This is a genomic window from Rhizobium sp. BT04 (assembly GCF_030053135.1).
GTDB classification, from domain to species: domain Bacteria; phylum Pseudomonadota; class Alphaproteobacteria; order Rhizobiales; family Rhizobiaceae; genus Rhizobium; species Rhizobium binxianense.
In genome coordinates this window covers 215797-230142 of the sequence record NZ_CP125652.1, presented here as the reverse complement: position 1 = coordinate 230142, position 14346 = coordinate 215797, and the positions used below count along the sequence as shown (strand labels likewise).

Sequence of the window (14346 nt, the reverse complement as noted above, 5' to 3'; positions counted from 1 at the left end):
CAATGGTCTCAGCGGGCGTCGTCGATCGCCTGGACGAGCTGCTTGACGGCCTCGTCGGAGGTCTTGATCTGGCCGTGGACGAACTTCGAGACGACATCCTTATAGGCATTGGCGATGGCCGGAGGAGCGCCGTAGCCTTGCGCCAGCGAGCCGAACAGCGTGCCGCCCTCATTGGCGGCCTTCAGGTCGGCGATGCCCTTCTTGCCGCAGGCGTCGAAGTCGGTATCGGGAACATCGGTACGAGCCGGCACCGAACCCTTGACGACGTTGAAGGCCGACTGGAAGCTCTTCGACAGCGTCGCCGTTGCCAGCGCCACCTGCGCCGCCTTGCGGTCGTCGGGGACGTTGAACATGCCGAACATGTCGGAGTTGTAGATCACGCTGCCGTCGGTGCCGGGGAAGCGGTAGCACAGGAAGTCGGTGTCCGGCGTCTTCTTGGCGGCGACGAATTCGCCCTTGGCCCAGTCGCCCATCACCTGCACCAGCGCGTCACCCTTGATGACCATGGCGGTGGCGAGGTTCCAGTCGCGGCCCGAGAAGTTCGGGTCGACATATTTGATGATCGTCGCCAGATTGTCGAAGGACTTCTTCATCGTGTCGGACTTCAGCGATTCCTCGTCGAGGTCGTTGAAGGCCTTCTTGTAGAACTCCGGACCGCCGGTCGACAGTACGATGGAATCGAACATCGTCGCTTCCTGCCAGTTCTGGCCGCCAAGGGCGAGCGGGATGACACCGGCGGCCTTGGCCTTGTCGAGCAGGGCGATCAGATCCTCGAAGGTCTTCGGCTGCGTGCCGCCGATCTTGTCCATCACAGCCTTGTTGATCCACAGCCAGTTGACCGAATGCACGTTGACCGGGGCTGCAACCCATTTGCCGTCATAGACCGAGAACTTCTGCAGCGCTGCCGGCACCGACTTGTCCCAGCCTTCCTTCTTCGCCGTCTCCGTCAGATCGCCCATGACGCCGGCCTGGGCATAATCGAGCACGGTATAACCCAGCATCTGCGAGGCTGTCGGATAGGTGCCGGCCGCAACCATCGCCTTCAGCGCCGTCATCGCCGCGTCACCGCCACCGCCGGCAACAGGAACGTCCTTCCAGGCAAAACCTTCCTTCGACAGATCCTGCTTCAAGACGTTCAACGCCGCTGCCTCACCGCCAGACGTCCACCAGTGCAGCATCTGCACTTCCTTCACGTCGGCAGCTCGTGCGGACACGTGAGCGCCGGCCAGAGCCAATGCGATCATTGCGGTGGTGGTCAAAAACCTTTTCATCGAAGAACCTCCCAGTTCCAGTTTGGAAGATGCGGGACCCATTCCCGCACCAATCACCCGCCCTCATCGAGCGTAGTTCGGCCGCCGGCTAAGCCGGCTTTTCCGTCTGCGGCATCCACCAGCTGGTGCGTTTGCCGATATGCATGTTGAGCGTCTTGGTCTCCGTGTAGTCTTCGACCGCATGGCGGCCGAGCTCGCGGCCGAGGCCGCTCTGTTTGTAGCCGCCAAAGGGAAGCTCCGAGGCGCCATCCATGAAGGTGTTCATCCAGACCGTGCCGGCCCGCACCGAGCGGCCGATCGTGAGGCAGGTGTCGAAATCGCGGCTCCAGATACCGGCCGACAGGCCGTAGTCGATGGAATTGGCAATCCTGATCGCTTCGGCTGACGTCTCGAATGTCAGCACCGAAAGCACCGGCCCAAAGACTTCCTCGCGCGCCACCGCCATATCAGGGGTGACCGCTTCAAGGATCGTCGGCGACATGAATTGCCCCATGCCGAGGTCAAGCGTCTCGCCGCCATGAGCGACCAGGGCGCCGCCGCTTCTTGCACCGGCGACATATCTCGAGATTTTCTCCAGATGCTCAGGCGTGATGATCGCGCCCACCTGCGTCGAGGGATCGAGCGGGTCGCCGACCTTCACGGCCTTCGACAATTCGGCAATCCGCTCGACGACATCGGAAGCGATTGATTTGTGAAGGATCAGCCGCGAGCCGGCATTGCAGCACTCGCCGGCATTGAAGTAGGCGCCGAAGACCGCGGCATCGATGAATGCATCGAGATCGGCATCCGGAAACACGATCTGCGGGTTCTTCCCACCAAGTTCCAGCGAGACTTTCTTCAGCGTTTGTGCGGCATTCGACATCGTCAGCTTTCCGACGCCGGTCGAGCCGGTGAAGGAGACCATGTCGACGTCGGGATGCGACGTCATGACCGCGCCGACCTCAGGTCCCCTACCGGTGACAATGTTGACGACGCCATCCGGAATGCCGGCCTGCTGCAGGATCTCTCCCAGCACCAGCGTCGATCCCGAGGTCAGTTCCGAGGGCTTGACGACGGTCGTGCAGCCGGCAGCCAAGGCGAATGGCAGCTTCTGGCCGACGATTAGGAACGGAAAGTTCCAAGGCGTGATGATCGACACCACCCCGATCGCTTCGCGCAAGACGACGCCGAGGGTGCCATCGCCGAGTGTGTTGTAGCTCTCACCGTGGAGGTCGCGCGCAAGAGCTGCCGCATAGCGCCATATGTCGACGGAGCCTGCAATTTCTCCCCGCACCTGGGTGATCGGCTTTCCCGCCTCGATCGCATCGAGAAATGCCAACTCCTCCGCGCGCGCCGCAATCAGATCGGCAGCCTTGAGCAGGATGGCGGAGCGTTCGGAAGCGGTCATCCGCGGCCACGGCCCGAGATCGAAGGCCTTGCGCGCCGCGGCAATGGCGCGCTCGGCATCCGTCCTGCTGCCTGTGGGGAAGCGGCTGACCACGACCCCGTGGCTCGGCGCGATACGCTCGATCGGATCGGAGCCGCCGGCCTCCCATTTGCCGTCGATGAGCATCTTGAAATCACGCGCGCTGTGATTGCTCAGTGCCGTGGGGTTGACGAGGACCGTCATTACCATTCTCCCTTGAATGTTGCCGGGCGCTTCTCGCTGAATGATGCGACGCCCTCCTTCAGATCGCCGGTCTTCGCAGCGAGGATCGAGCCCAGGGCTTCGACCGCGGTTCCGTTGTCTTCGCCGTTCGCCGATGCGATCATCAACTTGGCGATCTCGACGGCAGCCGGGCCCCTTGCGGCAATCCGCTCAGCGTATTCCCTGGCGGCAGCAAGCGAGCTTCCCGAGGGAACCACCGCGTCGACGATCCCGAGCAGACGCGCCTCCTCGGCGGTGAATATCTCGCCGCCCAAGGCCATGCGCCGGACGGCCTGCGCGCCGAACCGGCGCACCAGACGCTGTGTCCCCGACCAGCCCGGCACCATTCCCAAGCCGGTCTCCGGCAGGCCGATCTTGATGTGCTGCTCGGCGAGGCGAATGTCGGCAACCCCCGCAAGCTCAAGCCCCCCTCCGAGGGCGTGGCCGTTCAGAGCCGCGACCAGCGGCACCCTGAGCGTCGCCAGTCTCTCGAAGATACGGTGGCCGTGGCGAACCCAGAGATGACCGAACTCCTGAGGCGACATTCCGCCCCAGGCCTTGATATCGCCGCCGGCGGAAAAGCCCTTTCCTTCGCCCGTGAGAACGGCAGCGCGCACATTGGCGTTCGCCTCCACCGCGTCGGCCGCGTCTGCCAGCGCTTTCAGCATGTCGAGGTCGAGCGCGTTCAGCTTCTCCGGACGAGAAATCGTCAGCGTCGCAAAATGTCCATCGACGTCAATTCTGACGGTTCCGCTAGCCATGGAAGCTGCCCTCCAGCGTCCGTGCCTTTTTCCCCGGAAGCGACAGGCCGATCGCAGACTCCGCGAAGAGCGCGGCGTCCATGACCTTCAAATCAGGCGCAACGATCAATGGAAACTCCGACTGATCGAGGATGTGGGATTGGAGATCGATACCGGGGGCAATCTCGGTGAGGACGATGCCGTCGGGCGTCAGCTTCATCACGCACCGCTCGGTGACATAGGTGATATCCTGCCCCTGCTCGATCGCGCGCCTGCCGCTGAAGGTCACGTGTTCGACCTCGTTCACCAGCTTCTTCAGCCTGCCTTCCCTCTCGATCAGAAGGGCGCCATTGGCGATCGAAAGCTTCGCTCCGGCGTTGAACATGCCGGAGAAGACGATCTTCTTCGCCCGCGCGGTGATGTCGACGAAGCCGCCGGCGCCAGCCGTCACATGCGGCCGGAAGGAGAGCTTGGAGACGTTGACCGAGCCGTCCTTGCCGATCTCGAGGAAGGAGAGCAACGACGCATCGAAGCCTGCCCCCTGGAAATAGGTGAACTGATAGGGAGACGGCATGTAGGCGTCGGCGTTCGACGCGCAGCCGAAGGCGAAGTCGAGCAGCGGCACGCCCCCGACCGCCCCTTGCTCGATGACCCAGGTGACCGCGCCGTGGAGCCCCTCCTCCAGCAGAATGCGCGGCACATTGGCCGAGATGCCGAAGCCGAGATTGACGCAACTTCCCGCCTGAAGCTCCTGCGCGACACGGCGCGCAATGACCTTCTGAACATTGAACTCCGGAACGCTGAAGCTATCGAGCGGGCGGAAGATCTCCCCTGATATCGCCGGATCATACTGCGTCTGCGTCGTCTGCTTCTGCTCCGGATCGACGACCACATAATCAACCAGCATCCCCGGCACGCGGACGTCATGCGGCTTCAGCGAGCCTTCCTTGGTGATCCGCTTGACCTGGGCGATGACAATGCCGCCATTGTTGCGGGCGGCCAGCGCCTGATCGAGGCCGCCGAGATAGGCGCCTTCGTGTTCGTAGGTCAGGTTGCCGCGCTCGTCGGCGGTGGTGGCCCGGATGATGGCGACCTCGGGGACGATTGCCGGAAAGAACAGCCAGTCCTCGCCCTCGAAGCTGACGCGCTTGACCACCGGATGCTCCGACGCCAGGCCGTTCATCGCGCAACCCTGCCGCTCCGGATCGACGAAGGTGTCGATGCCGATCTTGGTCAGCACGCCCGGCCGCTTGGCAGCGGCTTCGCGATGAATGTCGAAGAGGATGCCGGAGGGAATGTTGTAGGCCGGGATCTCGTTGTTGGTGATCATCTGCCAGATCAGCGGCGGCTCTGATGACGACGGACCTGAGGGATAGGAGCCGCCGATGATGCGTTTGAGCAGGCCCTTTTTTGCAATGTAATCGACACCCTTGATGCCGCTCATGTCGCCGGCTGCGATGGGATGAAGAGTGGTAATATCCTTGGGATGGCCGGTCGCATCGAAACGCTCGCCAATCGCCTTCAGCATGAGATCAGGGCAACCGAGACCGCTCGAAGACGACACCGTGACAAAAGCGCCATCCGGGATCAGCGCTGCCGCTTCGGCTGGGGTGAGATGCTTCTCCATGTGCATTACTCAGCGTCCTGTTTCGATTTTACACTCTTGCCGGTCCTTGCCGGCGCGGTCTTGCCGGCGCCGCAGCTTTCGCGAACGACCAGCCGAACGGCTGTCGTCACCGTCTCCGCCTCGGCCTTGCCCGCATTGATCTGCTTGAGCAGCATCTGTGCGCCCCGTCGCCCGATGCCCTGCGGATCGACAGAGACCGTCGTCAGCGCGGGAACCGCCGCCTGAGCCTCGATGACGTCGTCGAAACCCACCACGGCGAAGTCGGCGCCAGGCTCCAGACGGCGAGCGCGCAATCCGTCACAGACACCGAAGGCGACTGCATCGTTGAAGCAGACGGCTGCGGTCGGCCGACGGGCAAGAGCAATCGCTTTGCCGATCGCCTCCACCCCGCCGGCCCGCGAAGGTGCCGACGCGATGACGAGTTCTTCGTGATAGTCAAGCCCTGCCGTCTCCACACCGCTCCGGTAGCCGGCAAGCCGGTCGTCGAAGACGGCGGTGTCGGGAAAGCCTCCGAGAAAAGCGATACGCTTGTGGCCGAGCCCCACCAAATGCTTGACCGCCGACATCATGCCGGCTCGGTTGTCGGAGACGATCGACGAGACTTTGGCGCCGGGCAGGTTTCGCACGACGACCACCACCGGAATGCCGGCTGCGACGAGCGGCTTGAAGTCTGCGGCATCGGTGGCGCGCGCCGGCGAGACGATCAGGCCGGAAATGCCATGCTCGCGCATCGATGCGACAACCTCACGCTGCCGGTCGATGCTCTCGCCGGTATTCGACAGGAATTGCACGAAGCCGGCCGATTGGACGACCATATCGACGCCGACCGCCAGTTCCGCAAAGAAGCTGTTCGTCAGGTCGTTGACGACGACCCCGACGATCCGCGATTTGGCGCCGGCCTGGCGAAGATTGGCGGCGCCGCGATTATAGACGTAGCCGAGTTCGCGCATCACAGAGTTGACCTTGGCGCGCGTCACCTCATTGACCAGGGAGGAGCCCTGAAGCACCAGCGACACCGTCGACTTGGAGACGCCGGCGGCCTTTGCGATGTCAATGACGGTTACCCGCGCCTTTGTCACGTCTTTCTCCGACCACCAAACGTTGATTGATCGTTAAATATTTGGAACGTTCCAATTCTGTCAAGATAAATCTAATGAGTCACCAAGAATTCAGTCTCGTCCCGCATCAAAATGCAATCCAGAAAATTGGAACGATCTAAATTACCGCAACTGGACGGCGTATCAGGGAAGATTCGGGGCTTGTCGCCGTGGACGAGGCGCGCCTTTGCATCGGCGGCCGCCTTGAGGGATGTGACCGATGCCCCGCTATCCAAGTTTCCGTCGAGGAACTCCCGCCGATTGGATTAGCGAAACTTTATCATTTCTGACGAATGCTACGCATACGTGCAACGCGCCAGATCTGAAGCAGGGCCGGATGATGCCACACTCGTTTGAATCCATTCTGGAGAACCTGCCGCAGGGCATTGTTCTCCTTGATCCTGCCAATAAGGTGACGGCTTTCAACGCCCGCACGCTCGAAATTCTCGGCCTCCCGGATGGAGCCATCAGCAGAGGAATGAATATTGACGGATTGCCGGGCACCGCCGATTGCCGCGCAGCGGCACAGTCGTCGACGATCGGCAGACCGCGCACGTCCCAGTTTGCGCTTTCCGACGGACGGATGGTCTCATTGACCTCAGCCCCGTCGAAAGAGGGAGGCTGGATCTTGAGCTATGAAGACATCTCGACCCTCATCCGCGTCGAAGACAGTCTCACCGAACAACATCACAGGTTCGACGCGGCCCTCAGCAACATGCCGCATGGACTGTGCATGTTCGATTCGAAAAAGAACCTGATCCTGTGCAACCCGTCCTATGCACGGATGTACAATCTACCGGATTTGCTGACGAAACCAGGAACGCCACTTGTCGATATCCTGGCCTTTCGCAGCCGCGAGGGAAATGGCCCGGCCGATACCGCCACCTATTTTGACGTCGTCTTCGAAGCGACGGTCCGCGGTGCGGTGGCCAGCCAGAATATCGTGCTCACCGATGGTCGCGTCATCAAGATCACCCACAATCCGATGCAAAACGGTGGTTACGTCGCCACCCACGAAGACGTCACCAAGACGGTGCGACTTGCGGAAGAGCTGCGCCGGCATCACGATCAGCTCGAAACGACGGTGAAGAGCCGCACGGCGGAAGTCGAGCGCCAGGCGCGGGAACTCGAGCGAATGCTGGCGCAGGAGCGGAACATCAACGAATTGCAACGGCAGTTCGTGGCGATGGCGTCCCATGAATTCAGGACCCCGCTGGCCATCATCGACGCGGCCGCCCAGCGGCTGTTGCGTAAGAGAGGGGCCGTCGAACCCGAATTTCTCAGCGACAAGGTCGACCAGATCCGCGCATCGGTGAACCGGATTGTCGATCTCATGGAGAGCATCCTGTCGGCCGGGCGTCTTGACACCGGTAAGATCGATATCAGCTACGACGCCTGCGCCTTAAGATCATTGATAAGAACCTGTTGCGAGCGGCAGTCGACGATCGCCAAGACACACAGCTTCATGTTGGACATTGACCGGCTGCCGGAGGTCATCGATGCCGATCCCCGCGCTTTGGCGCAGGTCTTTACCAACCTGCTGTCCAATGCCGTCAAATACGCGCCCGGAACCTCCGAAATTCGCATCACGGCGTGGGAGGAGACGGGAAACGTCAAAGTTTCGATCAGCGATGACGGGGTGGGGATCGACCCCGAAGACGTACCCCGGCTATTCCAGCGCTATTTCCGTGCCGGGACCTCGACCGGGATTGCCGGAACGGGCATCGGCCTCAACCTGGTGAAGCAGATCGTCGAACTGCACCACGGCGCGATAGAGGTTCGAAGCGCAAGAGGATGCGGATCGACATTCACCGTCACTCTTCCCATCGAGAGAACTGGTCCCATCGAGAGAACTGGTAACGCTTCTGCGAGCAGCGACGCTGCCTGATATTTCAGGATTGCTGTCCTGCATATCTACCCTATCCTTCTCGCATAGAGGAGGATCTGGCCATGGCTTTCATTCACACCCCCAATGCATCCGCCAGCGAGAAGACGACGTCGATGTACGCGTCAGCGGAGGCGAACTATGGTTATCTACCGAACATGTATCGTGCCTTCGGCCACCGGCCGGAGGTGATGGAGAACTGGGTGGCGCTGCTTTCGAGCATTCGCGGCCATATGAGCCTGCGGCGCTACGAATTGGTGACGCTGGCGGCGGCCAAGGAGCTGAAATCCTCCTATTGCATGCTGGCGCATGGCTCGGTGCTGCTGCGCGAGGGCTTTACCAGCGACGGGCTGACGGCTGTTGTCAACGAGACGGAGAAGGCGCCGATCGATGCCGGCGAACGCGCCATCATGGCCTTTGCCGCCAAGGTGGCGCGCGACGCGACATCGGTCACCCAGCAGGATATAGACGGACTGAAGAAACACGGGCTGAGCGATGCCGAGGTCTTCGACGTCACGGCTGCGGCAGCGGCCCGGTGTTTCTTCTCGAAAATGCTGGATGCGCTGGGTGCCGCTCCCGACCACGCCTATATGGAGCGGCTGGAGCCGAATGTACGAAGGGCGCTCAGCGTCGGACGGGAGGTCGAACGGCCTTTGGCGCCTTCAACCTCCCGCGGCACATCGCAATGATGGGGTAAATGGAGGATGCTTGGGCGGCGGCCTTTGCTGTCCTGCTCCTCCGGCCCCCTACTCCGGTTTGTCTGCAAAATGTCGGATCGCGAACTCGGCGATATTCTGGCTCGACCGATCGGCATCGTCGAGCAGAGAGGGAAACAGCTGCCACTGATGCGGCATGCCCGGCCAAACCTCGGTGGTGACGTCCACTCCCGCCTGGCGCGCTTTGTCGGCGAGCCGCAGCGTATCGTCCAGCAGGACTTCGCCGGAGCCGACCTGCAGCAACAGCGGCGGAAAGCCGGTCATGTCGGCATAAAGCGGCGATGCCTGGGGATCGGTCGGAGACCGGGTGCGGAGATAGGTCTGGCGCAGGGTCTCGATCCAGTCCTTGCCGACCAGCGGATCGCTTCCGGCGTTTGATGTCATGGATCCGCCTGTCGCGGCAAGATCGGTGATGGGGCTGAGCGCAATCACAGCCGCCGGCAACGGCTTTGCCGCCTGCATCTGCCTCAGCACCGTCTCGATCGCGATATTGCCGCCGGCGCCGTCTCCGGCCACGATGACGTTCTCGCTCCGATAGCCGTTGTCGAGAAGCCAGCGATAGGCGGTCAGCGCGTCGTTGATCTGAGCAGGATAGGCATATTCGGGCATCAGCCGATAATCAATGAGAAGAATGTCGCTGGATGCGGCCTTGGCAAGCGAGCCGGCAAGCAGGCTATGTGTGCGAATGGAGCCGCTGGAAAAGCCGCCGCCATGGATATAGAGGATCACCCTTTGGCCGATCGGGTGATGAAGACGGGCAGGCCACATCAGCTCGGCGTCGACGCCGTCGGCATCGACCTGCCGCACCTGGATGCGCGTTGGCCCAGGCATCGTCTCCATCAGCGTCCTGAAGGCCGTTCGCCGCTGCTGCAGGCTGTCGGCGCCGGCAAAATGACCCTTCCAGAGGCCGACGAGTTTCTCGACCTGCTGGCGCGAGGCCTGACTTTGCGGCCCGATGCCCTGCCCGACCGCTGCCGATCCCATCGGCGTCAACGCGACCAAGACGAAAGACAGACATCCGAGCCGCTTGGACGCTCTTCGAATACCAGCTGGCAAAATCCCACCGTTCATCAACTTCTCCCGACGATGCTGGCCATGCGGCATATTTGGCCGGTTCGTCCTCCGGAGTCAAAAGGTGCCGGGACTGAACCTCAAGCTTTTTCATTTCTCCCGCACCGCCTCGACGGCTGTCTTACTTTCAAAAAAATCGCCAATGCCCGCCGGCACGGCTTGCCATTTGCCGCGCATCCGTCGGAAATGGGCTCCGCGTCTGGCTGCCCCCAACCCCGGCGCTTCGTCTCGCATGTGAGTGAAGGATGTCGATGACCACCATTTACCTTGCCGGCCCGGAAGTCTTTCTTCCGGATGCCATGCCCATCATGGCCGAAAAACGCCGATTGGCGCGCCAGTTCGGCTTCGAGCCGACCGGTCCCGGCAGCGACGAAAACCAGACACCGGTGAAGCGGACCGCCGCAGAGATCTACGCACGCAACGACGACGCCATGCGCCGAGCCGAGATCTGCCTTGCCAACATCACTCCCTTTCGAGGCGTCAGCGCCGATCCGGGTACGGTCTACGAAATCGGCTTCATGATTGCGCTCGGAAAAGCGGTCTTTGCCTATTCCAACCACCCCGACGACTACGGCCTGCGTGTTCGCTCGATCTGGTATGCGGGGCTCGAGATCGATGAGACGAGCGGACGCCCCCGCGGACCGGATGGCATCGCGATCGAAAATCACGGCATGGCCGACAACCTGATGATCGACGGAGGGATCGAGGCGACCGGAGGCAAGGTGTTTCGTGCAGCGACGCTCCCGGCGGACCCTGCCCGCGACCTTACGGTTTACTTCAAGGCGCTTCAGACGATCGCCGGCATCCCGGCCTCTTTTACTCCGCCTTCATCGCCTCGATGACCGCCCTGAAGCCCGCCGACATATGGCGGCGGCTCGGATAGTAGAGATAGAGCGGTTCCTCCGGCTGGCACCAGTCGTCCAGGACCTGGATCAGTTCGCCGCCGGCAACGGCTTTTTCCACGCGCGGCTCCCAGATGTAGGCAAGGCCGACGCCGCCGAGCGCTGCCTGCATCATCAGCTCGTGATCGTCGAGCGACAGCGGTCCGGCCGGCTGAAAGCTCACCGCCTGGCCGTCCTTCTCGAACTCCCAGGCATAACGCGCGCCTGACGGAAACATGTTCTGAATGCAGAGATGGCGCTTGAGCTCGTGCGGTGTCGCCGGCTTCGGCCGGGTCTCGAAATAGGCAGGCGAACCGACGACGACCAAGCGGATGCGCGGTTTTATGCGCAGCGCGATCATGCCCTCGGTGACGCGCTCCCCGAAGCGGATACCGGCATCGAAACCCTCCTCGACGATATCGACCAGCCTGTCGGTCGCGTTGATCTCCAGCTGCAAGTTGGGGTTCTTTTTCAGCAGCGGACCGATGATGCGGCCGATAACGAAGGGGCCGATCGAATTCGGCACGTTGATCCTCACCTTGCCGAACGGCGTGTCGCGATAGCGGTTCAGTGCATCGAGCGCCGCCGTCATCTCGCCGAAAGCCGGGTCGAGATGCGAGATCAGCAGGTCGCCGGCCTCCGTCAGCGAGACGCTGCGCGTCGTGCGGTTGAGCAGGCGGATGCCGATCCGGTCTTCGAGATTGAGCACGGCATGGCTGACCGCAGACGCGGTGACACCCCGCTCCTCGCCCGCCTTGCGGAAGCTCTTATGCCGCGCGACGGCGGCAAAGGCCGCGAGTTCGGACAATTCGGTGGCGCGCATTGCTGAATTAAACTCATCATAGTTTCAAGAATAACAAATCTTATACAGCAACGGTTTTTCGGTCAAATTCACCCCGTCGGCACAGAGATGCCACCACCCACCGAACAGAAAGGAATTCGTCATGAAAGTCTGGTTCATCACTGGTGCATCCCGCGGCTTCGGCGCGCTGATGACCAAGGAAGCCCTTGCGTCAGGCGATGCCGTCATCGCCACCGCCCGCAACCCGAAGACCGTGACCGGGCAGTTCGGCGATCATCCGAACCTGCTTGCCGTCGCCCTCGACGTCACCAACGAGGCACAGGCGAAGGAGGCCGCGGCTGCCGGCATCGCCCGCTTCGGCCGCATCGATGTCCTTGCCAACAATGCCGGCTACGGCTTGCTGGGTGCTGTCGAGGAAGCCACGGCCGAAGAGGTCGAAAGGCTCTATGCCACGAACGTCTTCGGCCTGCTGAAGGTGACGCGCGCGGTGCTGCCCTATATGCGCCGCCAGCGCTCCGGCCATGTCCTGAACTTTTCCTCGATCGGCGGTTATTTCGGCTATCCCGGGTGGGGCGTCTACGGCTCGACGAAGTTCGCCGTCGAAGGCCTGTCGGAATCGATGGCCGCCGAACTCGAACCTTTCGGCATCAAGGTGACGATCGTCGAGCCTGGCTTCTTCCGCACCGACTTCCTCGCCGACACATCGCTGGCTATCAGCCCGGCTTCGATTGCGGACTACGAGGGTACGCCGGCCGGCAACATGCGCAGTTTCGCTGCCGACGCCAACCATGCCCAGCCCGGCAATCCCGCCAAGCTGGCCGCCGGCATCATGACGATCGTCAATTCGCCCAATCCGCCGCTGCGCATGCCGTTCGGCAGCGATACGGTTGCGGTGATCGAGGAGCAGCATGCCAGCGTCGAAAAGGAACTTGCTATCTGGCGTCAGCTCGCTTTGTCCACGGATTTTCCAAACGAGGCAACGGCCTCTGCCTGAAGCGCCCTGCCCGCCGCATCCCAGGACTCGGGGATGCGGCTGCAGCGCCGCTGTGACTGCGGGAAAGTGCGGCATGCGGCAAATTAGCGTTCGCCTCACCTCTGGAATGGCCTAGATCTAGGTCGATCACCACCATGAAGAGGCGAGCATGTCCATCAAGTCCATCTGCATCTATGGCGCTGGCGCACTCGGCGGCGCTATCGCCGTCAAGCTTGCTAGCCAAGCCGGAAACGACGTCACCATCTCCGTCGTCGCGCGTGGAGCCCATCTCGACGCCATCCGCGACAACGGTCTCAGCCTGCGCGAAGCCGATGCGGAAAGGCCGCTCAACGTCCGCCTCACCGCGACCGACGATCCCCAGACATTGCCGCCGCAGGATCTTGTCATCACCGGCCTCAAGGGGCATCAGCTGGCACCCGCTGCCGAAGGCATTGCAGGACTCCTCAAGGAAGGTACCCGCGTCGTCATGATCCTTAACGGCATTCCGTGGTGGTATTTTCACCGCGATAGCCAGAGCCGGCATGCCGAGCTGCAGTTCAACGAGCTCGATCCCGGCCGCAGGCTTTGGCGGCTGATCGGACCGGAACGGGTCATCGGCTGCGTCGCTTATCAAGGCGCAGAGGTGATCAATCCCGGCGAGATCCAGCTTGCCAACAACGGCCGCTTCCTGCTCGGCGAGCCCTCGGGCGAGATCTCGCCCGATCTCGAGGCGATCGCCGCGGTGCTGACCGACGCCGGCCTCAACATCACGACGACGGCTGTTATCCGCAACGAGATCTGGAGCAAGCTGATGGGCAATGCCGCCTTCAACCCGATCAGCGCGCTGACCAGGGCTCTGATGACCGACATCATGGCGGATCCGGCACTTTCAGCCACGGTCGGCAAGGTGATGAACGAGGTCCGCGCCGTCGGCGAGGCCTTGGGTGCGCGTTTCAGCATGACCGTCGAGCAGCGGCTCGAACAATCGCGCCATATCGGCGCCGTGCGCACATCGATGCTGCAAGATCTGATCGGCGGCAAGGCGCTCGAAATCACGCCGCTGGTCGGCATGGTGGTGGCGCTCGGACGCCTGAGTGCCGTGCCGACGCCGGTCTCGGAAACGATCCTGGCGCTGGTGACGCAGTTGGATCGGGAAAACCAGCGCAGCGGCTGATTGCAGAGGAAAGGGCGGCCGGGAAAAACCCGGCCGTCTTCGCTTACTTTCCGACCTGCTCAGCCCAGTTCGGCGCCTTGCCGCCGCCATCGAGGAAGGTCGTTGCCATATTCGCCATGAGGGGCGAGGCGAAGGTCTCGTAATGGGTGAGATCAGGCAGGATCGCCAGCCGGTTCTTCGGCATGTTTTCCCGCATCCAGCCCGCATCGCGCAGACCGCCGCCGAGCTTGTGGTAGAAGTCGATCATATGCGCTCCGAATGGATTTCCTATCGCAAACGGCAGTAGGCTTTTGCCATCGTTGCAAAAGTCAAACGCCATGCGAAATATGATGTCCTCCGCCTTCCACCCTCTTCGCCCGCATGGGATCACGCGCGGTAACCGGCAGATCCGCGAGAAACGCACCGCCTGGGCGCTGATCGTCTTCGGCATCGTGCTCGCCTGCATAGAGCTTTACATCGTTTACTCCGCTTGAGGTCCATCC

General features: G+C 62.1%; 13 protein-coding genes and 1 pseudogene. 6 read left to right on the top strand and 8 right to left on the bottom strand.

Features of this window, described 5'->3' with window-relative positions:
• Window positions 1-8: 8 nt before the first annotated feature.
• From QMO82_RS09565 to QMO82_RS09545, 5 genes are all read right to left on the bottom strand, one after another.
• Window positions 9-1271: an ABC transporter substrate-binding protein gene (locus tag QMO82_RS09565; protein ID WP_283196640.1), complete on the bottom strand. Its 1263-nt coding sequence runs from the start codon at window positions 1269-1271 to the stop codon at window positions 9-11.
• Window positions 1272-1359: 88 nt separating this feature from the next.
• Window positions 1360-2880, bottom strand: coding sequence for an aldehyde dehydrogenase family protein (locus QMO82_RS09560; RefSeq protein ID WP_183606616.1), 1521 nt, complete (start codon window positions 2878-2880; stop codon window positions 1360-1362).
• Window positions 2880-3659, bottom strand: coding sequence for an enoyl-CoA hydratase/isomerase family protein (locus QMO82_RS09555; protein ID WP_283196639.1), 780 nt, complete (start codon window positions 3657-3659; stop codon window positions 2880-2882). The genes QMO82_RS09560 and QMO82_RS09555 overlap by 1 nt, the downstream gene beginning before the upstream one ends.
• Entirely contained in the window at window positions 3652-5265 is a 1614-nt protein-coding gene (locus tag QMO82_RS09550) for an acyl CoA:acetate/3-ketoacid CoA transferase (RefSeq protein ID WP_183606684.1), read from the bottom strand. Before QMO82_RS09550 ends, QMO82_RS09555 begins: the two co-directional genes overlap by 8 nt.
• A gap of 5 nt (window positions 5266-5270) precedes the next feature.
• Window positions 5271-6344, bottom strand: a complete 1074-nt coding sequence (locus tag QMO82_RS09545) for a LacI family DNA-binding transcriptional regulator (RefSeq protein ID WP_183606615.1) — start codon at window positions 6342-6344, stop codon at window positions 5271-5273.
• Window positions 6345-6699: 355 nt separating this feature from the next.
• Here QMO82_RS09545 and QMO82_RS09540 point away from each other — a divergent pair, with 355 nt between their 5' ends.
• Both QMO82_RS09540 and QMO82_RS09535 read left to right on the top strand, forming a co-directional pair.
• On the top strand, window positions 6700-8250 hold the full coding sequence (locus QMO82_RS09540; RefSeq protein WP_183606683.1) for a PAS-domain containing protein: 1551 nt from the start codon (window positions 6700-6702) through the stop codon (window positions 8248-8250).
• Window positions 8251-8312: 62 nt separating this feature from the next.
• Window positions 8313-8936: a carboxymuconolactone decarboxylase family protein gene (locus QMO82_RS09535; protein ID WP_183606614.1), complete on the top strand. Its 624-nt coding sequence runs from the start codon at window positions 8313-8315 to the stop codon at window positions 8934-8936.
• Window positions 8937-8993: 57 nt separating this feature from the next.
• Here the strand turns inward: QMO82_RS09535 and QMO82_RS09530 are convergent, their stop codons facing one another.
• The gene (locus tag QMO82_RS09530) at window positions 8994-9965 is read right to left on the bottom strand and encodes an alpha/beta hydrolase (RefSeq protein ID WP_183606682.1); all 972 of its coding nucleotides are present in this window, start codon (window positions 9963-9965) and stop codon (window positions 8994-8996) included.
• Window positions 9966-10285: 320 nt separating this feature from the next.
• Here QMO82_RS09530 and QMO82_RS09525 point away from each other — a divergent pair, with 320 nt between their 5' ends.
• The gene (locus tag QMO82_RS09525; RefSeq protein WP_183606613.1) at window positions 10286-10876 is read left to right on the top strand and encodes a nucleoside 2-deoxyribosyltransferase; all 591 of its coding nucleotides are present in this window, start codon (window positions 10286-10288) and stop codon (window positions 10874-10876) included.
• Here the strand turns inward: QMO82_RS09525 and QMO82_RS09520 are convergent.
• Window positions 10851-11738, bottom strand: coding sequence for a LysR family transcriptional regulator (locus QMO82_RS09520; RefSeq protein ID WP_183606612.1), 888 nt, complete (start codon window positions 11736-11738; stop codon window positions 10851-10853). The genes QMO82_RS09525 and QMO82_RS09520 overlap by 26 nt on opposite strands.
• A 121-nt stretch (window positions 11739-11859) precedes the next feature.
• Here QMO82_RS09520 and QMO82_RS09515 point away from each other — a divergent pair, with 121 nt between their 5' ends.
• Both QMO82_RS09515 and QMO82_RS09510 read left to right on the top strand, forming a co-directional pair.
• Window positions 11860-12711: an oxidoreductase gene (locus QMO82_RS09515; RefSeq protein ID WP_183606611.1), complete on the top strand. Its 852-nt coding sequence runs from the start codon at window positions 11860-11862 to the stop codon at window positions 12709-12711.
• A 148-nt stretch (window positions 12712-12859) separates the two neighbouring features.
• Window positions 12860-13864: a ketopantoate reductase family protein gene (locus QMO82_RS09510; RefSeq protein ID WP_183606610.1), complete on the top strand. Its 1005-nt coding sequence runs from the start codon at window positions 12860-12862 to the stop codon at window positions 13862-13864.
• A gap of 43 nt (window positions 13865-13907) precedes the next feature.
• Here the strand turns inward: QMO82_RS09510 and QMO82_RS09505 are convergent.
• Window positions 13908-14114 (bottom strand): annotated as a pseudogene (locus QMO82_RS09505) (alpha/beta hydrolase); the annotation flags it as partial.
• 67 nt (window positions 14115-14181) lie between these two features.
• Here QMO82_RS09505 and QMO82_RS09500 point away from each other — a divergent pair.
• Window positions 14182-14337 carry a hypothetical protein gene (locus QMO82_RS09500; RefSeq protein WP_183606687.1) on the top strand — a complete coding sequence of 52 codons (156 nt, stop codon included), beginning with the start codon at window positions 14182-14184 and terminating at the stop codon, window positions 14335-14337.
• The last annotated feature ends 9 nt before the right edge of the window (window positions 14338-14346 follow it).